Source organism: Imbroritus primus (genome assembly GCF_964332355.1).
In the GTDB taxonomy this organism is placed as follows: domain Bacteria; phylum Pseudomonadota; class Gammaproteobacteria; order Burkholderiales; family Burkholderiaceae; genus Imbroritus; species Imbroritus primus.
Genome location: NZ_OZ201293.1, coordinates 2,919,699 through 2,937,917, shown reverse-complemented (window position 1 = coordinate 2,937,917; position 18,219 = coordinate 2,919,699). Strand labels below are relative to the sequence as shown.

The window sequence follows — 18,219 nt, the reverse complement described above, 5'->3', positions numbered from 1 at the left end:
CCATGGCACTTTCGCTCAATGTGTCGCTGGAAGATGCGCTCGCGCAATTCCGTGGGCTCAATCTGAACGAGCCTGAAACATGGCCGGACGTGCCGCGTTACACCATCATGGCGCTGGTGGGCGTGCTCGTGGTGGTGCTCGGCTGGCAATTCTACTGGTCCGACAAGTTTGCCGAACGCGATGCGGCGCGGGCCCGCCAGGCCATGCTGCGCCAGGATTTCCAGACCAAGACGGCACAGGTGGCCAACCTGCCGCTGCTGCGCGAACAGAAGAAAGAGGTGGAGCAGCGCGTTGCCCGTCTGGAGCGGCAACTCCCGAGTCGCACGGAGATGGATGCGCTGCTGGCCGATGTGAACCAGGCGGGGATCGCCCGTGGCTTGCAGTTCGAACTGTTCAAGCCGGAGCCCGATGTGCTGCGGCCGTACTACGCGGAAATCCCGGTGCGCGTCAAAGTCATCGGCCAGTATCACGAGATCGCGCAATTCGCTGCTGACGTCGCCGCGCTGTCGCGGATCGTCACCTTGCAGAACCTGCAGCTCACTACTACCAAGGATGGCGCCCTGGTGATGGAGTCCCAGGCCAAGGCATTCCGTGCCCTGGATGCCCAGGAGCAAGAGGCGCAGCGTAAGGCGCCGCACGCCAGGAAAGGAGCGGCAACATGAGCGCGCGGACGCTGACAGCGCTGTGCGTCCTGTGCCTGCTCGCCGCCTGCAGCAGCCGGGAGGACGAGCTGCGCACGTGGATGCAGCAGACCCGCACGGCCCCGGTGCCGCGGCCGGCGGCCTTGCCGGAGGCCAAGCCGTACGAGGCCATCGAATACAAGGCGCAAGCCAGCGTCGAGCCCTTCAGCCAGCGCAAGATTGGCGAACTGAACCGGAGTTTTTCCGAGTCGCCGGACGGCATGCGCCAGCGTGAGCCGCTGGAAGAATATCCGCTGGAGAATTTCCAGCTGCAAGGGGTCATGAGAAAGGGCGGCCAGGCGCATGCCATTGTCGTGGTCGACGGCAAGGCGCACCAGGTGCGGGTGGGGCAGCATATCGGCCAGAATTACGGCCGCATCGTGCGCATTACAGAAAACGAAGTGGCCTTGCGCGAGCTTGTCCAGGAAGGGGCGGGCGAATGGAAGGAGCGCATGAGCACACTGAAAATGCAGGAGAGCCGGTAATGCGGACGAACACGGGTGGGGGAATCCGGCGCTGGGTGGCACGCTTTGCCGTGGCCACCATGCTGCTGGGCAGCGGGGCGATGGCGCTGGCGCAAGGCAACAGCATCCAGAAAGTGACGTCGGCCAATGTGGGTGAATCGACCGTCCTGACCATCGACCTGGCGGAGGCTCCTGCGCAGCCGCCGGTCGATTTCAGCACGCAGTCGCCGGCGCGTATCGCGATCGACTTCTTTGCGACCGGGTTTCCGCAGCAGCGCGCCAATTACCAGTATGGCGGCAAGCTGTTGCGCAGCGCGAACGTGGTGCAGATCGCCGACCGTACGCGCGTGATTCTTGAGCTGATCCGCCCGGCCCGCTACCAGGCGGAGTTGAAAGGCAAGCAGTACATCGTCACTATCGACACCGCGCCGGCAACTACACCGACGTTTACCGCGCCGGTGCCGAGCGCCGCACAGCGCGCCAACCTGAGCCGGCCGTCGCTGCGCAATATCGACTTCCGTCGCGGTACGGATGGTGCGGGCCGCGTGGTGGTCGATCTGGCATCGCGCGACGTGCCGATCAATATCGCCCAGCAGGGCCGCAACATCGTCGTCGATTTTCTCGAGACGGCGTTGCCCGAAAGCCTGCGTCGTCGCTATGACGTGACCGACTTCGGCACGCCGGTCGAGGCGATGCGCGCGAGCGAGAATGGCAATGGCACACGCCTCGTCATCGAGCCGCGCGGCGCGAACTGGGAATACAACTCCTACCAGACCGATACCCAGTTCGTCGTTGAGGTCCGTCCCGTCAAGGAAGACCCGTCCAAGCTGATCAGCGGCCGGGGATACAAGGGCGAGCGCCTGTCGCTGAATTTCCAGAACATCGATATCCGGCAGCTGCTCCAGGTGTTCGCCGATTTCACCAACCTGAACATCATCACCAGCGACAGCGTGCAGGGCAATCTCACCCTGCGTCTCAACGATGTGCCGTGGGACCAGGCGCTGCAGATCGTCATGGACAGCAAGGGCCTGGCCTCGCGCCGCAACGGCAACGTGCTGCTGGTCGCGCCGCGCGCCGAACTGGCGACCAAGGAAAAACTCGAGCTCGAGTCACAGGCGCAGATCGCCGATCTTGAACCGTTGCGGACCCAGGTGTTCCAGCTCAACTACCAGCGCGCCGACGACGTGCGCAAGATGCTGGTGGGCGGCACCGGGCCGGGCGCCACGCGCGTGCTGTCCAAGCGTGGCTCACTGACGGCGGATGTGCGGACCAACCAGTTGTTCGTGTCGGACATCGCCAGCAAGCTGGAAGAGGTGCAGAATCTCTTGCAGCGTGTCGACGTATCGGTTCGCCAGGTGGTTATCGAGGCGCGTATCGTCGAGGCGGATGACCGCTTCAGCCGTAACCTGGGCGTGCGCCTGGGCTTCGCCGACCGGCGCAGCGTGGGTGGCGGCAACACTGCGGCCATCGGCAGCAACTATATTCCGCCGGACAACACTTCTGGCGTGGGTACGCTCAACAATGTGCCGTTCCTGAGCCTGCCGGCCAACGTCATCAATACCGCGCAACCGGCGGCGCTCGCGCTGAGCCTGTTCTCGAGCACGGCCAACCGCTTCCTCAATCTGGAGCTGTCGGCGCTGGAAGCCGATGGCCGTGGCAAGATCATCTCGAGCCCGCGCGTGGTCACCGCCGACAACGTCAAGGCGCTGATCGAACAAGGTACCGAACTGCCCTACCAGGCGGCCACCTCGAGCGGCGCGACTTCGGTACAGTTCCGCAAGGCCAACCTCAAGCTCGAGGTCGTGCCGCAGATCACGCCGGAAGGCAATGTCCTGCTCGACGTCGATGTCAACAAGGACAGCGTGGGCATCCGCACCGACTCGGGTTTTGCCATCGATACCAAGCACGTGAAGACTCAGGTGCTGGTCGAAAACGGCGGGACGGTGGTGATCGGTGGTATCTTCACGCAGAACGAGCGTACCGATGTGGAAAAGGTGCCCCTGCTTGGCGACATCCCCGTCCTCGGCAACCTGTTCAAGCGCACCGGCCGTACCGACGACCGCACTGAACTGCTGATCTTCCTGACGCCACGCGTGATCGCCAGCCAAGCCTCGCGCCAGTAGACGTCGTAGTCTGCGTTGGTAATCAGGGTCGGTAGTTAGCGGCGACCGTCAGTGTCGCCGCCTGGGCGGGACCGGTTCGCCGGCCCGCCCAGTTCACTTTGCGCCACTGCTCGTGTTACGCTCGGGCAATTCCGTTTTTTGCAACCCGGGTGTGATGCCATCGCGCCCCGATGTGGCGTGAGCCGTTTGAATCCGAACAACATCTTCTTCGTCGGCCTGATGGGCGCTGGCAAGACCACGGTCGGAAAGTCCGTCGCCAAGCGTCTCGGTCGTCCGTTCTTCGACTCCGATCACGAAATCGAAGCGCGTTGCGGCGTACGCATTCCGACCATCTTCGAGCTGGAAGGTGAGGATGGTTTCCGGCAGCGCGAGGCGCTCGCTATCGATGAGCTGACGCGTCGCGAAGGCATTGTTCTCGCCACGGGCGGCGGCGCCGTGCTGCGGCCAGAGAATCGCGCTCACCTGCATGAGCGTGGCGTGGTGGTATACCTGCGCGCCAATCCGTATGATCTGTGGCAACGCACGCGCCATGACCGCAATCGCCCGCTGCTGCAAACCGAGAATCCGCGTGCCAAGCTTGAGGCGCTGTATGCGCAGCGCGATCCGCTCTACCGTGAAGTCGCGCATTTCGTGATCGAGACGGGCAAGCCGAGCGTGGCGCAGCTTGTTAATATGGTACTGATGCAACTTGAAATAGGGGGCGCGATTCCGCCGGCGCCCACCGATGCCCGACACGATGATCACCCTGAACGTTGACCTGGGCGACCGCAGCTATCCGATTCATATCGGCAGCGGGTTGCTCGCCGATCCCAGCCTTCTGGCGCCCCATATCCGCGGCACGCAGGCCGTTATCGTCACCAACGAAACCGTTGGGCCGCTCTACGCTGCCCAGGTCGAGGCGGCGATCGGCAGCCTTGGCAAGAAGGTCTCGACCGTTACGCTGCCAGATGGCGAATCCTTCAAGCATTGGGAAACGCTGAACCGTATCTTCGATGCGCTGCTGCGCCAGGGCGCGGACCGCAAGACCACGCTGGTGGCCCTCGGCGGCGGCGTGGTCGGCGACATGACAGGGTTTGCCGCGGCATGCTACATGCGCGGCGTGCCATTCATCCAGATCCCGACGACGCTGCTGTCGCAGGTGGATTCCTCGGTGGGCGGCAAGACCGGCATCAATCATCCGCTCGGCAAGAACATGATCGGCGCGTTCCACCAGCCGCAGGCCGTGATCGCCGATATTGACACGCTCAAGACCCTGCCGCCGCGCGAGCTCGCCGCCGGCATGGCCGAGGTAATCAAGCACGGCGCGATCGCCGATGCGGACTACTTTGCCTGGATCGAACAGAACATCGGCGCCCTCAATGCCTGCGATCCGGAGTTGATGGCGCTGGCGGTCAAGCGCTCGTGCGAGATCAAGGCCAACGTCGTGGCGCAGGACGAGCGCGAGCAGGGCCTGCGCGCCACGCTCAACTTCGGCCATACCTTCGGTCACGCCATCGAGGCCGGCATGGGCTACGGTGAGTGGCTGCACGGCGAGGCCGTGGGCTGCGGCATGGTGATGGCAGCGTCGCTGTCCGAGCGGCTGGGCTTCATTGACGTCGAAACGCGCGCGCGCTTGGCCGCGCTGGTGCGGGCCGCGCAGCTACCGGTCGTCGCGCCGGATCTGGGCGAGGCGCGCTATATCGAACTGATGAAGGTTGACAAGAAGGCCGAGGCCGGCAGCATCAAGTTCATCCTGCTGCGCAAGCTGGGCGAAGCCTTTGTCACGACCGTGCCGGATGCCGACCTGCATGCCACGCTGCAGCGCGCCGTGATCCATCCCCCGGCCGAGCCGGACGTCGCGTAATACTGAACAGGGAGACGGGGCATGACCGATATCGAAAGCCATCTTGCCCCGTACGCGGCGCGTTCCGCGCTGTCGCGTGGCCGGGCACATGCCGAGCCGGGCTCGACTTCGCGCAGCGAGTTCCAGCGCGACCGCGACCGTATCATCCATTGCACTGCCTTCCGGCGGCTCGAGTACAAGACGCAGGTCTTCGTCAACCACGAAGGCGACCTGTTCCGCACGCGCCTTACGCACAGCCTCGAGGTCGCACAGATCGCGCGCTCGATTGCGCGCCATCTCGGCCTCAATGAAGACCTTGTCGAGGCCATCTCGCTGGCGCACGATCTGGGTCACACGCCGTTTGGCCATGCCGGGCAGGATGCGCTGAACACCTGCATGCAGCAGTACGGGGGCTTCGAGCACAACCTCCAGAGCCTGCTGGTGGTCGATGTGCTTGAGGAGCGCTACGGCGGATTCGATGGGCTGAATCTCACCTTCGAGACACGCGAGGGTATTCTCAAGCATTGCTCGCGCGTGAACGCTGCCGCGCTCGGCGAGCTTGGCCGGCGCTTCCTTGAGGGTACGCAACCATCGATGGAGGCTCAGCTCGCCAATCTTGCCGACGAGATTGCCTACAACAACCACGATATCGACGACGGCCTGCGCTCCGGCTTGCTGACCATCGAGCAGATGCAGGACGTGCCGCTCTGGGTCGAGCATCACGCCGAGGCCTTGCGCGCGTTTCCGGGGCTCAATGGCCGCCGGCTCATTAACGAAACCGTGCGACGTATGATCAATGCACTGATCGTTGACCTGATCGCCACCACGCAGGCCAATGTGGCGCGCCTCGCCCCAGCGTCCATCGACGATGTGCGCGCCACCGGGCCGCTGGTGGCATTCAGCGAAGACATGCGCAAGGAAGCCACGGCGCTCAAGCGTTTCCTGTTCCAGAACCTGTATCGCCACTACCAGGTGATGCGCATGTCGTCCAAGGCGGGCCGCATCATCACCGACCTGTTCGAACTGTTCATGGACGATCCGCGCCTGCTCCCGCAGCAGTACCAGGCGGACGGCAAGGACCAGCCCCGCCTGATCGCTCACTACATTGCCGGTATGACCGACCGCTACGCCATCCGCGAGTACCGCCGACTGTTCGAGGTGCGCGAAGGCATCTGACCGGGTGGGCGGTGTCCCGTCGCATTCCGGGTTGTACCGACCGGGCGCAAGCGTGGCCACCTGCCGACTGGTCCAGCCGTGCCGTCTGTGCGCAGCGCTGGTGGGTTTGCGGCCTATGCGCAGGCTTTTCCCGGGTTTTTCGCCCGCTTTTCGCCCGCCTCCACCACATCCCGGGAGTTCCGCCGGATGGCCGGTGGGCTTTCTCGCTACAGAACTCCAATACTGCCAGGCGAAGTGGCTACCGATCCATGGTTGGCAGATTGCAGTGCCGACGGCTCACAGATGGCCCATAAATGGGGACAGATTTGTTACCATGCTGACTTCCGAAGGAGGTTTGCATGGCCAGATTGCCGCGTTTGCAGATGGCGGGGGTGCCGGTGCACGTGTTGTTGCGGGGCAACAATCGGCAGCCAGTGTTTTTTGCCGATGGCGACTATGCGCTGTACCTCGACTGTCTGCGCATGGCGGCACGCGAGCACGACTTTGCCGTGCACGGCTTTGCCTTGCTGCCCAACCATATCCACCTGATCGGCACGCCGCGCCAGGCCGATAGCCTCAGCAAGACGATGCAGGCCGTGGGTCGGCGCTACACGCGGCAGGTCAATCTGCTAACCGGGCGTTCCGGCACCTTGTGGGAAGGGCGCTTTCGCTCGACCTTGTTCGATCCCGCCGAATACCTGCTGCCGCTGCTGTGCTACGTCGATTCGAATCCGGTGCGGGCAGGAATAGTGGCAATGCCGGAGCACTATCGCTGGAGCAGCTTCCGCCATCATGCGGGCCTGGAGTCCATTTCATGGGTGAGTGATCACTCTGATTACTGGGCGCTCGGTAACACGCCATTTGAGCGCCAGCTGCGCTACCGCGAGTACTGCGTGGAAGGGCTGTCGAGTTTGCGGCTGCAGCACCTGCGCACGCATGTGCATAGCGGCTGGCCACTGGGGGATGAGGCTTTTCTCGCGCGTCTCGCGCGTACTGCCGAGCGCCGCGTCAGTCCCTTGGCAAAGGGCCGTCCACCAAGGGCAACGACCGGATCGAATTAATCTGTCCCTATTTATTATGGTGCGCATGATGCACCAGAATGGAATGGTTATCCGACCCCATTTAAAAATTTTGCGCGCGGGAAATCGATCTCGTATAGTGCTTTTCACCCACAGAAATTGTGCGGCGCGCCATTGCGCCCTCTCTTCTGACCCCGCGCCGATGTCGCGTCGTCATGGAAGGCTCCGGTCGCGCCTCACGCAACCGGAAGACCACCGTGGACGCACATTCGCAGCAGACTTTACCCGCCGCCCAAGGCCTGTACGATCCCGCCAACGAGCATGACGCTTGCGGCGTGGGTTTTATTGCCCATATCAAGGGTCATCGCAACCACGAGATCGTCCAGCAGGGCCTGAAGATCCTCGAGAATCTCGACCACCGGGGCGCCGTCGGCGCGGATCCGCTGATGGGCGACGGTGCGGGCATCCTGCTGCAGATCCCCGATCAGCTGTTCCGCGAGGAAATGGCGGCGCAGGGCGTGAAGTTGCCGCCAGCCGGCGAATATGGCGTCGGCATGGTCTTCCTGCCCAAGGAGCACGCTTCCCGACTGGCGTGCGAACAGGAACTGGAGCGCACGGTTCGCCTCGAAGGCCAGATTATGCTGGGCTGGCGCGACGTGCCGGTCGACAAGTCCATGCCGATGTCGCCGACGGTGCGCGAAACCGAGCCGGTGATCCGCCAGATCTTCATCGGCCGCGGCCGCGACATCATGACCACCGATGCGCTCGAGCGGAAGCTGTACGTCATCCGCAAGACCGCCAGCCACGCCATTCAGGCGCTCAAGCTGAAGCACGGCAAGGAATATTTCGTGCCGTCGATGTCGGCGCGCACCATCGTCTACAAGGGTTTGCTGCTGTGCGAGCAGGTCGGCCGCTACTACCGCGACCTCGCCGATCCGCGCACGGTCTCGGCGCTCGCCCTGGTGCATCAGCGCTTCTCGACCAATACTTTCCCGGCCTGGGAACTGGCCCACCCATACCGCCTCGTGGCGCACAACGGCGAAATCAACACCGTCAAGGGCAACGTCAACTGGGTGAACGCACGGACCGGCTCGATTTCTTCGCCGGTGCTCGGTGCGGATCTCGAGAAGCTGTGGCCGCTGATCTACCCTGGCCAGTCCGACACCGCTTCGTTTGACAACTGTCTTGAACTCCTGACGATGGCGGGCTATCCGCTTGCCCACGCTGTGATGATGATGATCCCGGAGGCGTGGGAACAGCACACGCTGATGGATGACAATCGCCGCGCGTTCTACGAGTACCACGCAGCGATGATGGAGCCGTGGGATGGTCCGGCGGCGATTGCCTTTACTGATGGCCGCCAGATCGGTGCGACACTGGACCGCAATGGCCTGCGTCCGGCGCGTTACTACGTCACCGATGACGATTACGTGGTGATGGCGTCGGAAGCCGGCGTGCTGCCGTTCGCCGAGTCGAAGATCGTCAAGAAGTGGCGCCTGCAACCGGGCAAGATGTTCCTGATCGACATGGAGCAGGGCCGCATCATCGACGACAAGGAACTCAAGGACAACCTCGCCAACGCCAAGCCATACAAGAGTTGGGTCGACGCGGTGCGGATCAAGCTCGATGAACTCGAGCCGATGCCCGATGACCTGGCTGCGCAGGACCTGCTCATGCGTACGCCGGCCGCGCGCCTGCTCGACCGGCAGCAAGCTTTCGGTTTTACGCAGGAAGACATCAAGTTCCTGATGGCGCCGATGGCCATTGCCGGCGAGGAAGCCACCGGCTCGATGGGCAACGACTCGCCGCTGGCCGTGCTGTCGAACAAAAACAAGACGCTGTACCACTACTTCAAGCAGCTGTTCGCGCAGGTCACCAACCCGCCGATCGATCCGATCCGCGAGAACATGGTGATGTCGCTCGTGTCCTTCGTTGGACCCAAGCCGAACCTGCTGGACACAAACAACATCAACCCGCCGATGCGGCTCGAAGTGAGCCAGCCCGTGCTCGACTTCAAGGACATCGCCAAGATCCGCAAGATCGAGCACTACACCGGCGGCAAGTTCCGTTCGTACGAGCTGAACATCTGCTATCCGCTCGCCTGGGGCAAGGAAGGTATCGAAGCACGCCTGGCATCTCTGTGCGCCGAAGCGGTGGATGCGGTCAAGTCGGGCTACAACATCCTGATCGTGTCCGATCGCCGCGTGGGTGGCGACCAGGTTGCGATCCCGGCATTGCTGGCCACTTCCGCCGTGCACCAGCACCTGGTCGAAAAGGGCTTGCGTACCAGTACCGGCCTGGTGGTCGAAACCGGCTCGGCCCGCGAAGTGCACCACTTCGCGCTGCTCGCCGGCTATGGCGCGGAAGCCGTGCACCCGTACCTCTCGCTCGAGACGCTGGCGGAAATGTCGAAGTCGCTGCCGGGGGACCTGTCGCCGGAAAAGGCGATCAAGAACTACACCAAGGCCATCGGCAAGGGCCTGCAGAAAGTCATGTCCAAGATGGGCATCTCGACCTATATGTCGTACACCGGCGCGCAGATCTTCGAGGCCATCGGCCTGAGCCGCGAACTGGTCGACAAGTACTTCAAGGGTACTGCTTCGAATGTCGGCGGCATTGGCCTGTTCGAAGTTGCCGAGGAGGCGCTGCGCTTGCACCGCGATGCGTTCGGCAACAATCCGGTGTTGGCCTCGATGCTCGACGCCGGCGGCGAATACGCTTTCCGCATCCGCGGTGAAGACCACATGTGGACGCCGGATTCGATCGCCAAGCTGCAGCATTCGACGCGCGCGAATTCGTACCAGACATACAAGGAATACGCCAACCTGATCAACGACCAGAGCAAGCGCCACATGACGCTGCGCGGCCTGTTCGAATTCAAGCTGGATCCGGCCAAGGCGATTCCGCTCGAGGAAGTCGAGCCGGCCAAGGAAATCGTCAAGCGCTTTGCCACAGGTGCGATGTCGCTCGGCTCGATCTCGACCGAAGCGCACAGCACGCTGGCTATCGCCATGAACCGTATCGGCGGCAAGTCGAACACGGGTGAAGGTGGTGAGGACGAGCGCCGCTACCGCAACGAACTACGCGGCATTCCCATCAAGAAGGGCGATACGGTCGCAGGCATCGTTGGCAATGACGTGATCGTCAGCGACACGGAACTGCAGGATGGCGATTCGTTGCGTTCACGCATCAAGCAGGTGGCCTCGGGACGCTTCGGTGTGACGGCGGAATACCTGGTCTCGGCTGACCAGATCCAGATCAAGATGGCGCAAGGCGCCAAGCCGGGCGAAGGCGGCCAGCTGCCGGGCCACAAGGTGTCCGACTACATCGGCAAGCTGCGCTACTCGGTCCCTGGCGTGGGCCTGATCTCGCCGCCGCCGCACCATGACATTTACTCGATCGAGGATCTGGCGCAGCTGATCCATGACCTGAAGAACGTCAACCCGCGCGCCGACATTTCGGTCAAGCTGGTATCGGAAGTCGGTGTGGGTACGGTCGCTGCCGGTGTGTCGAAGGCCAAGGCCGATCACGTGGTGATTTCCGGTCACGACGGCGGCACCGGTGCGTCACCGTGGTCGTCGATCAAGCATGCCGGCACGCCGTGGGAGCTGGGTCTCGCCGAAACGCAGCAGACATTGATGCTCAACGGCCTGCGCAACCGCATCCGCGTGCAGGCAGATGGTCAGATGAAAACTGGCCGCGACGTGGTGATCGGCGCGCTGCTCGGCGCAGAGGAATTCGGTTTTGCGACCGCGCCGCTGGTGGTGGAAGGCTGCATCATGATGCGCAAGTGCCACCTGAACACCTGCCCGGTCGGCGTGGCGACGCAGGACCCGGTGCTGCGCAAGAAATTCAAGGGTCGCCCGGAACATGTGGTGAACTACTTTTTCTTCGTTGCCGAAGAGGCGCGCGAACTCATGGCGCAGCTCGGCATTCGCACCTTCGATGAACTCGTGGGCCGTGTCGACCTGCTCGACATGAAGGCTGGCGTGGAACATTGGAAGGCGCGTGGCCTCGACTTCTCGCGCATCTTCTACAACGTGCCGGTGGCGGAAGATCTGCCGCGCCTGCAGAGCGATGTGCAGGACCACGGACTGGAAAAGGCGCTTGATCACCAGTTGATCGAGAAGGCCAGGCAGGCGCTCGAGAAAGGCGAGCGGGTGTCGTTCATCCAGCCGGTCAAGAACGTCAACCGTACCGTCGGCGCGATGCTGTCGGGCGAAGTCGCCAAACGCTATGGTCATGAGGGGCTGCCGGACGACACCATCCACATCCAGTTGCAGGGCACGGCTGGCCAGTCGTTCGGTGCGTTCCTCGCGCATGGCGTGACGCTGGATCTGGTTGGCGACGCGAACGACTATGTCGGCAAGGGCCTGTCGGGCGGCCGGGTCATCGTGCGTACGCCGCACGAATTCCGCGGCGAACCGACGCAGAACATCATCGTCGGCAACACCGTGATGTATGGCGCGATTGCCGGCGAAGCGTACTTCAACGGCGTGGCCGGCGAGCGTTTCGCGGTGCGTAACTCGGGCGCCATCGCTGTGGCAGAGGGTACGGGTGATCACGGCTGCGAGTACATGACCGGTGGCACGGTAGTCGTACTTGGCGTGACGGGCCGCAACTTCGCGGCGGGTATGTCGGGCGGTATCGCCTACGTGTACGACGAGGACGGCCTGTTCGCCAAGCGCTGCAATACCGCCATGGTGTCGCTCGAGCCGGTGCTGTCGGCCGCCGAGCAGGAAAAGGCGGAAAGCATGGCCGGCTGGCACAACGTCAAGGGCGAGCCGCATCTCGATGAAGTCCTGCTGAAAGACCTGATCGAGAAGCACTTCCGTTATACCGGTTCGGAGCGTGCCAAGGCACTGCTGGCCGACTGGGCGAGCGCCCGCCGCAAGTTCGTGAAGGTGTTCCCTTCCGAGTACAAGCGCGCACTGGCGGAAATGTACGAGAAGAGCCAGGGACCAGCGAGCGAGGTGCTGGTCGCCTGATTGGGTTTGCCATTCTGCTGCGGTCCAGGTGCCGCAGCAGAATGCAGAAGCAATGCATGACCGGAGCGTCTGCGATATCACGGACCTTCCCCACAAGGAATCAAGATGGGAAAAGCAACAGGGTTTCTGGAATTTCCGCGCCAGAACGAGGGCTATGAAGCGCCTGAAAAGCGTGTGCGCCACTACAAGGAATTCGTGCTGGCGCTGGATGACCAGGCCGCCAAGCTCCAGGGCGCGCGCTGCATGGATTGCGGCATCCCGTTCTGCAACAACGGCTGTCCGGTGAACAACATCATCCCGGACTTCAATGACCTGGTGTATCGCCAGGACTGGAAGAGCGCCATCGAGGTGCTGCATTCCACCAACAACTTCCCCGAGTTCACGGGCCGTATCTGCCCGGCGCCGTGCGAAGCTGCCTGTACGCTCGGTATCAACGACGAGCCGGTGGGTATCAAGTCGATCGAGCACGCGATCATCGACAAGGCCTGGGAAGAGGGTTGGGTCGAGCCGCAGGTGCCGGCGCACAAGACCGGCAAGACGGTGGCCGTGGTCGGCTCCGGACCCGCCGGGATGGCAGCGGCGCAGCAGTTGGCGCGCGTGGGCCATGACGTGACGCTGTTCGAGAAGAACGACCGTATTGGCGGCCTGCTGCGCTACGGCATTCCCGATTTCAAGCTCGAAAAGACCCTGATCGACCGCCGCATGGCGCAGATGCAGGCCGAAGGCGTGACCTTCCGTACCGGCGTGCTGGTGGGCAGCGACAACATGCCGGCGGGCATCGTCAACGATGCGCGTGAAGTGGTTTCCGCACAGTCGCTGCTCGACCAGTTCGATGCCGTGCTGCTGACCGGTGGATCCGAAGTGCCGCGCGATCTCCCGGTGCCAGGCCGCGAACTGAAAGGCGTGCACTATGCGCTCGAATTCCTGATCCCGCAGAACAAGGAAGTGGCCGGCGACGGCAAGAACCCGATCCGCGCAGACGGCAAGCACGTCATCGTGATCGGCGGCGGCGATACGGGCTCGGATTGCGTGGGCACGTCCAATCGTCACGGCGCCGCCTCGGTGACGCAATTCGAGCTGCTGCCGCAGCCGCCCGAATCCGAGAACAAGCCGCTGGTCTGGCCGTACTGGCCGATCAAGCTGCGCACCTCGTCGTCGCACGAAGAAGGTTGCGAGCGTGACTGGTCGGTAGCGACCAAGGCGCTGACGGGCGAAAATGGCAAGGTCACCGGCTTGACGGCAGTTCGCGTCGAGTGGAAGGACGGCCGCATGCAGGAAGTTGCCGGCAGCGAGTTCACGCTGAAGGCCGACCTCGTGCTGCTGGCCATGGGCTTTACCAACCCGGTCGGCTCGGTGCTCGAGGCCTTCGGCGTCGACCGTGATGCCCGCCAGAACGCCAAGGCGGCCACGGAAGGCGAGCAGGCCTATGCCACCAACGTGCCCAAGGTATTCGCTGCCGGGGACATCCGCCGCGGCCAGTCGCTTGTGGTCTGGGCGATCCGCGAAGGCCGCCAGGCCGCGCGTACCGTCGATGCCTACCTGATGGGGCATTCCGAATTGCCGCGCTGAGGCGCCTTGACATGGCATTCCGGTCGGGTTCGCCTGGCCGGTACGCGTCAGCCCACCGGGGACTGGCGCTTCCAACGGGGCCGTCGGCCCCGTCTTTCTTTGCCCAGCCTGGATCCGCTCATGGTTTACATGGGTAATCAGCACGCCATCGTCATGCCTACAATCTCCTGACGATTGCGGCGCGTGGTGGCTTGCGCCCGCAATTGCCTTCGGGAGCGACTTGCCATGTCCGACATGCCTTGCCATGCCGTTTGTCGATTGCGCAGGTTGGCAGGTTGGTCTGTCTTCATCCACCTGCTCGCCGGGCTGTTGCTGGCAGGCGGCCTCATGCAGGGCGCCGGCGCCGAGGCGCTCGCTGTCGCGCCTCTGTTGACTGGCCCTTCGGGATATCCGGCGCGCAGCATCGATCTCGTCATCCCTTTTCCGCCGGGCGGCGCGCAGGATGTCCTGGCGCAACTGCTGGCCGAACGCCTTACTCGGCAGATGGACGTGCCCGTGACGGTGTCCAACCGGCTCGGCGCCAATGGCGCCGTGGCCAGCGAGGCCGTGGCCCGGGCTGCCGCAGATGGCCATGTGCTGTTGCTGCAGCAGGCCAGCCTCGCCCTCCAGCCGGGGCGCGAGCCGCGCGCGCCCGATCCGGCGCGCGACCTCACACCGGTGGGCCGCGTGGCGATCGCGCCCCTGTTCCTGGTGATCGACGCCCGTATTCCCGCGCACACTGTCGCCGAGTGGCTGGCGCTGCTGCGCAGCCGGCCGCAAGCCTATAGCTACGGATACGGGACAGCTGGCAGCCTGGCCTGGCTATATACCGACAGGGCGAGCCGGCAGGGTGACGTGCCGCAATTGGCCGCCAAGGGTGAGGCTGCTGTGGTGCAGGACATGCTGGCGGGCCGCATCAGTGCATGTTTCTGTGCCCTGCCCTCGGTACAGGCCCAGGTCCGCAGCGGTAAGCTGCGGGTGATAGCCGCGACCGGCGAGGCGCGTTCGGCGCTCTTGCCGGCGGTTCCCACCTTTCGCGAATCAGGCTACGACGGCTACACGGCCGAGCAGTGGCTGGGGTTGTTCGCGCCACCTCGCACCCCCCAGGCGATCGTCCAGCGCCTGGCCAGTGAGCTGCGGCGCACACTGACATCGGCCGATGTGCGCGAGCGTCTGGCCGTGGCCGGTCTGGTGCCGCTGGTGGATACGCCGCAGTCGTTCGCGGCGACATTGCACGATGATGCGAGCCGATGGCATCGAACGGCGCGACTGGGCGAAACGCCCGCGCTGGCGGAATGACGGTCGAGCTTTCCAAAAAACGCAAAATATTGTCAATTCCCACCAAGGAATGTGATGTTTCCACGCACTTGGAAACGAACAGAGCTGATCCCTTTTATAATGGCGACTCTCCCGAAATCGGTCCGCGCCCTTGTCAGATACTCCTGTTGTTGCCTTGCGCAACGTCGATTTTGCTTATCAACCCGGTGAAAGAACCATTCTTTCCGGGTTGAACATGCATTTTCCGCGCGGCAAGGTCGTGGCCGTGATGGGCGGGTCAGGCTGTGGCAAGACCACGGTATTGCGGCTGATTGGCGGCCAGGTTCGTCCGCAGCAGGGCGAGGTGCTGTTCAACGGCGACAACATTCCCGCCATGTCTACGCGTGCGCTGTACGAGGCGCGCCGCCAGATGGGCATGCTATTCCAGTTCGGCGCGCTGTTCACCGACATGTCGGTGTTCGACAATGTGGCGTTTCCGCTGCGCGAGCACACCGATCTGCCCGAGGCCATGATCCGCGACCTCGTGCTGCTCAAACTGAACGCGGTGGGGCTGCGCGGCGCACGCGACCTTCAGCCCTCGCAGATCTCCGGTGGCATGGCGCGGCGTGTGGCGCTGGCGCGGGCGATTGCGCTCGATCCGTCCCTGATCATGTACGACGAGCCGTTTGCCGGCCTCGATCCGATCTCGCTGGGGCTCACGGCCAAGCTGATCCGGCAGCTCAACGATGCACTCGGTGCGACGTCGATCATCGTCTCGCACGACGTGCATGAAACCTTTCAGATCGCCGACTACGTTTACTTCATTGCCAATGGCCGCATTGCCGCGGAAGGCGAGCCCCAAGCCCTGCGGGCGTCTTCAGATCCGTTCGTGCGGCAGTTCGTCGACGCCCAGGCCGACGGCCCGGTGCCGTTCCACTATCCCGGCGCGGGACTGGCGAACGATTTCGGCCTGACGCAAGGGGAGCGCACATGATTTCGGCGATTGGCGCCAAGGTCCGCGAGACGATCGTCGACCTTGGCCATGCGACACGGCTGTTCTTCGTCGTGCTGGGCATGAGTCCGGCGGCCCTGCGCCGTTTTCAGCTGATCGTGGACCAGATGTTCTTCGTCGGCAACCGGTCTTTCGTGATCATCGCCGTGTCTGGCCTGTTCGTTGGCTTCGTGCTGGGGTTGCAGGGGTACTACACGCTCAACCGCTATGGGTCGGAGCAGGCGCTCGGCCTGCTGGTGGCCCTGTCGCTGGTGCGCGAGCTCGGCCCCGTGGTGACCGCCTTGCTGTTCGCCGGGCGCGCCGGTACCTCGCTGACGGCGGAAATCGGACTGATGAAGGCCGGTGAGCAGTTGAGCGCCATGGAGATGATGGCGGTGAACCCGCTGCAGCGCGTGCTTGCGCCGCGGTTCTGGGCCGGCGTGCTGGCCATGCCGATCCTCGCCGCGATCTTCAGTGCGGTGGGCGTCATGGGCGGCTATATCGTCGGTGTCCAGCTGATCGGCGTCGATTCAGGCGCGTTCTGGTCGCAGATGCAGGGCGGCGTCGATGTGTTCGACGACGTGCTCAATGGTGTCTTGAAAAGCCTGGTGTTTGGCGTGGCAGTGACGTTCATCGCCGTGTACCAGGGGTATGAGGCGAAACCGACGCCCGAGGGCGTATCGCGTGCCACCACGCGTACCGTGGTGCTCAGTTCGCTGGCCGTGCTCGGCCTCGATTTTTTGCTGACCGCGTTGATGTTCAGCACCTGACGGACAACAATCATGAAGAAGAATGTGCTCGATTTCTGGGTGGGGCTGTTTGTGCTGATCGGCGCGGCGGCTCTGCTGTTTCTGGCGCTCAAGGCGGGCAACATGAGCTCCCTGTCCTTCGAGCCGACTTACCAGGTGCTCGCCCGTTTCGACAACATCGGCGGCCTCAAGCCGCGCGCGCCGGTGAAAAGCGCCGGGGTCGTGGTCGGCCGGATCGCCGAGATCCGTTTTGACGACAAGACCTACCAGGCGACCGTGGTGATGAACATCGAGAAGCGCTACAAGTTTCCCAAGGACTCGTCCGCCAAGATCCTGACTTCCGGCCTGCTTGGCGAGCAGTATGTGGGCCTCGAGGCAGGTGGCGACGAGGCCATGCTGGCCGATGGCAACCGCATCACCATGACGCAGTCGGCCGTGGTGCTCGAGAACCTGATCGGCCAGTTCCTCTATAACAAGGCTGCCGACGCGGGTGGCGAAAAAGCGGCGCCTGCTGCACCGGCTGCGCCCACGCTCACCCCGCCCGGCTTGCCGCCGCAGCCTGCCCTACCATAACAACAAGACCGTTTACTCCAGGATGCTTCCGTGAACCCTGCCGCCTTTTTCCGTCCCCGCGCGCTGGCTGCCGCTGTCATGATCGCTACGCTCTCGGCCTGTGCTACCGGGCCGAATGCCAATCCGCGCGATCCGCTTGAGCCGATGAACCGCGAAATCCACCGCATCAACGAGGATCTCGATACCGGCATCATCAAGCCGGTGGCGCAGCTCTACGCCGATTACGTGCCGTCGCCGGTGCGGACAGCGGTGGGCAATGTCTTTTCGAATTTCAGCGACATGTATTCGGCGGTCAACAATCTGCTGCAGGCCAAGCCCGGCCGTGCGGCGGAAGACACCATGCGTGTCGCGATCAATTCCGTGTTCGGCCTTGGCGGCCTGATCGATATCGCCACGCCGGCGGGCCTGCCCAAGTACAAGGAAGACTTCGGCCAGACGCTCGGCTACTGGGGCCTGCCGTCCGGCCCGTACATGGTGTTGCCGCTGCTCGGACCAAGTACGGTGCGCGATACCGCGGGCATGCTGGTGGACCTGCAGCTGGAGCCGCTCGCCTATATGGACAGCACAGCCCTGCAATACTCGCTGGCGGGGCTGTTCGTGATCGACAAGCGCTCACGCCTGCTTGGCACCACCTCGCTGCTCGAAGCGGCGGCGCTGGACAAATACAGTTTCCTGCGTGATAGCTACCTGCAGCGCCGCGAATACCTGGTGTACGACGGCAATCCGCCGCTTCCGCCGGCACCGTCTGATTCCACAAGCGATCCCGCACCGGCCGCGCCGGCTGGTGGAACGGATGTCCAGTCGAAGTAACTGACCGGATGGTGATGGATGCGCGCAGGCAATGTCTGCC

General features: G+C 63.5%; 14 protein-coding genes. All 14 read left to right on the top strand.

Annotated features, from left to right (window positions below; all coding sequences use genetic code 11):
* The first annotated feature begins 2 nt into the window (after positions 1–2).
* The 14 genes from ACQ3C8_RS13505 (at position 3) to ACQ3C8_RS13440 (ending at position 18,179) form a co-directional block, all read left to right on the top strand.
* Positions 3–662, top strand: a complete 660-nt coding sequence (locus ACQ3C8_RS13505; protein WP_428853086.1) for a type 4a pilus biogenesis protein PilO — start codon at positions 3–5, stop codon at positions 660–662.
* A complete protein-coding gene (locus ACQ3C8_RS13500; protein WP_428851843.1) occupies positions 659–1,165 on the top strand; it encodes a pilus assembly protein PilP in 507 nt (168 codons plus the stop codon). The genes ACQ3C8_RS13505 and ACQ3C8_RS13500 overlap by 4 nt, the downstream gene beginning before the upstream one ends.
* Positions 1,165–3,267, top strand: a complete 2,103-nt coding sequence (gene pilQ / locus ACQ3C8_RS13495; RefSeq protein ID WP_428851842.1) for a type IV pilus secretin PilQ — start codon at positions 1,165–1,167, stop codon at positions 3,265–3,267. Before ACQ3C8_RS13500 ends, pilQ begins: the two co-directional genes overlap by 1 nt.
* Positions 3,268–3,453: 186 nt before the next feature.
* Positions 3,454–4,023: a shikimate kinase gene (locus tag ACQ3C8_RS13490; RefSeq protein ID WP_083840484.1), complete on the top strand. Its 570-nt coding sequence runs from the start codon at positions 3,454–3,456 to the stop codon at positions 4,021–4,023.
* A complete protein-coding gene (gene aroB / locus ACQ3C8_RS13485) occupies positions 4,004–5,110 on the top strand; it encodes a 3-dehydroquinate synthase (RefSeq protein WP_428853085.1) in 1,107 nt (368 codons plus the stop codon). The genes ACQ3C8_RS13490 and aroB overlap by 20 nt, the downstream gene beginning before the upstream one ends.
* A 21-nt stretch (positions 5,111–5,131) precedes the next feature.
* A complete protein-coding gene (locus tag ACQ3C8_RS13480) occupies positions 5,132–6,265 on the top strand; it encodes a deoxyguanosinetriphosphate triphosphohydrolase (RefSeq protein ID WP_428851841.1) in 1,134 nt (377 codons plus the stop codon).
* A gap of 338 nt (positions 6,266–6,603) precedes the next feature.
* The gene (locus tag ACQ3C8_RS13475) at positions 6,604–7,305 is read left to right on the top strand and encodes a transposase (protein WP_428851840.1); all 702 of its coding nucleotides are present in this window, start codon (positions 6,604–6,606) and stop codon (positions 7,303–7,305) included.
* Between the two features lie 173 nt (positions 7,306–7,478).
* The gene (locus ACQ3C8_RS13470; protein ID WP_428851839.1) at positions 7,479–12,251 is read left to right on the top strand and encodes a glutamate synthase-related protein; all 4,773 of its coding nucleotides are present in this window, start codon (positions 7,479–7,481) and stop codon (positions 12,249–12,251) included.
* Between the two features lie 105 nt (positions 12,252–12,356).
* The gene (locus tag ACQ3C8_RS13465; RefSeq protein WP_428851838.1) at positions 12,357–13,820 is read left to right on the top strand and encodes a glutamate synthase subunit beta; all 1,464 of its coding nucleotides are present in this window, start codon (positions 12,357–12,359) and stop codon (positions 13,818–13,820) included.
* 267 nt (positions 13,821–14,087) lie between these two features.
* Positions 14,088–15,098, top strand: coding sequence for a tripartite tricarboxylate transporter substrate binding protein (locus ACQ3C8_RS13460; RefSeq protein WP_428851837.1), 1,011 nt, complete (start codon positions 14,088–14,090; stop codon positions 15,096–15,098).
* 130 nt (positions 15,099–15,228) lie between these two features.
* Complete coding sequence (locus ACQ3C8_RS13455) at positions 15,229–16,050, top strand: ABC transporter ATP-binding protein (protein ID WP_037030942.1); 822 nt, start codon at positions 15,229–15,231, stop codon at positions 16,048–16,050.
* On the top strand, positions 16,047–16,817 hold the full coding sequence (gene mlaE / locus ACQ3C8_RS13450; protein ID WP_009523970.1) for a lipid asymmetry maintenance ABC transporter permease subunit MlaE: 771 nt from the start codon (positions 16,047–16,049) through the stop codon (positions 16,815–16,817). The genes ACQ3C8_RS13455 and mlaE overlap by 4 nt, the downstream gene beginning before the upstream one ends.
* 12 nt (positions 16,818–16,829) lie before the next feature.
* On the top strand, positions 16,830–17,369 hold the full coding sequence (gene mlaD, locus ACQ3C8_RS13445; RefSeq protein ID WP_009523971.1) for an outer membrane lipid asymmetry maintenance protein MlaD: 540 nt from the start codon (positions 16,830–16,832) through the stop codon (positions 17,367–17,369).
* A 30-nt stretch (positions 17,370–17,399) separates the two neighbouring features.
* Positions 17,400–18,179 (top strand): MlaA family lipoprotein, encoded by a 780-nt coding sequence (locus ACQ3C8_RS13440; protein WP_428851836.1) that lies wholly within the window; start codon positions 17,400–17,402, stop codon positions 18,177–18,179.
* Positions 18,180–18,219 lie beyond the last annotated feature (40 nt).

Excerpts from the sequence above, each read along its gene's own strand:
- ACQ3C8_RS13475 (WP_428851840.1), top strand. The coding sequence starts at position 6,604 with ATGGCCAGATTGCCGCGTTTGCAGATGGCGGGGGTGCCGGTGCACGTG.
- pilQ (WP_428851842.1), top strand. The coding sequence starts at position 1,165 with ATGCGGACGAACACGGGTGGGGGAATCCGGCGCTGGGTGGCACGCTTT.
- ACQ3C8_RS13500 (WP_428851843.1), top strand. The coding sequence starts at position 659 with ATGAGCGCGCGGACGCTGACAGCGCTGTGCGTCCTGTGCCTGCTCGCC.
- ACQ3C8_RS13480 (WP_428851841.1), top strand. The coding sequence starts at position 5,132 with ATGACCGATATCGAAAGCCATCTTGCCCCGTACGCGGCGCGTTCCGCG.
- ACQ3C8_RS13505 (WP_428853086.1), top strand. The coding sequence starts at position 3 with ATGGCACTTTCGCTCAATGTGTCGCTGGAAGATGCGCTCGCGCAATTC.
- aroB (WP_428853085.1), top strand. The coding sequence starts at position 4,004 with ATGATCACCCTGAACGTTGACCTGGGCGACCGCAGCTATCCGATTCAT.
- mlaE (WP_009523970.1), top strand. The coding sequence starts at position 16,047 with ATGATTTCGGCGATTGGCGCCAAGGTCCGCGAGACGATCGTCGACCTT.
- mlaD (WP_009523971.1), top strand. The coding sequence starts at position 16,830 with ATGAAGAAGAATGTGCTCGATTTCTGGGTGGGGCTGTTTGTGCTGATC.
- ACQ3C8_RS13470 (WP_428851839.1), top strand. The coding sequence starts at position 7,479 with ATGGAAGGCTCCGGTCGCGCCTCACGCAACCGGAAGACCACCGTGGAC.
- ACQ3C8_RS13465 (WP_428851838.1), top strand. The coding sequence starts at position 12,357 with ATGGGAAAAGCAACAGGGTTTCTGGAATTTCCGCGCCAGAACGAGGGC.